At 61.4% G+C, this 917-nt stretch carries 2 protein-coding genes; both read right to left on the reverse strand.

The features are described from left to right. Positions 1-478, reverse strand: a 478-nt coding sequence (locus EN932_RS36990) for an ABC transporter substrate-binding protein (protein ID WP_164890885.1), incomplete at its 3' end; no start/stop codon positions are given. A 154-nt stretch (positions 479-632) separates the two neighbouring features. After that, positions 633-917: peptidase inhibitor family I36 protein (locus tag EN932_RS36995; protein ID WP_128369568.1), on the reverse strand; the 285-nt coding region annotated here is incomplete at its 5' end.

Here is a 917-nt window from a genome sequence, read left to right on the forward strand (position 1 = left end):
CCAGATTGACGACGGTGACGTCCTTCGTCGATATGCCGTTCTTGTTCAGCACCCAGGCGAGCATGAAATAGGGCGACGTGCCCGGCGCCGATGACGCGACGTTCTTGCCCTTGAGATCGGCGACGGTCTTGATGTTGTTGCGGGCGACGATGCCGTCGGCGCCGTAGGATTTGTCGAGCTGGAAGATCTGCTTGGTGGTGACGCCGCTGGCGTTCCACACCAGCCAGGTCTCCACCGTGGTGGCCGCGCATTGCAGGTCGCCGCTGGCGATGGCGAGCGGCCGGCTCGCTTGCGGCACCTTTTTCAAGGTCACGTCGAGTCCGTGTTTCTCGAAGATGCCCGCCTGCTTCGCAAGCGTCAGCGGCGCGAAGCCTGTCCAGCCGCTGATGCCGATAGTGACCGAGGTGGCAGCCATCGCCGGTGCGGACAGGCCGGCGGCAAGTGTCAGAGTTGCGGTAAGAACGGCGATCCTGTTCATGTCGGTTCCCCTTTTGTTTTTGCTGGGGAATTGTCTCACAGACGCCAATCGGCTTGTCAATGAACAGCTTGGTGAGGCAACCGGCAGGCCCGGCTCTGCTGTCGGCCAATGGCTACCACCGCCAGAAATCCATCGTGGCTAATCCAAAATGGCCTCAATAATCGTCGCAGGTGCACTCCGCCGACGATATACGGTCATTCCAGTCGCTGCCGCCGAAATCGCGGATCCGGCGCCGGATCTCGATCGAGCGGCCACCCATCCGGGAGTCCTCATAGGCAATGAGTGCGCAACCCCGGCGCACAATCACCGACGACACACGGTCGTTCCAGAACTGGCCGCCGCGAAAGTTCACGGAATCGTCGGGGCCCATACCGATGGACCGACCGCGAAAATTCGCGTGCTCGAACATCATGCAGGCGGGCTCATCATTGTATTGGGC

This window comes from Mesorhizobium sp. M7A.F.Ca.US.002.01.1.1, assembly GCF_004022955.1.
GTDB classification, from domain to species: domain Bacteria; phylum Pseudomonadota; class Alphaproteobacteria; order Rhizobiales; family Rhizobiaceae; genus Mesorhizobium; species Mesorhizobium ciceri.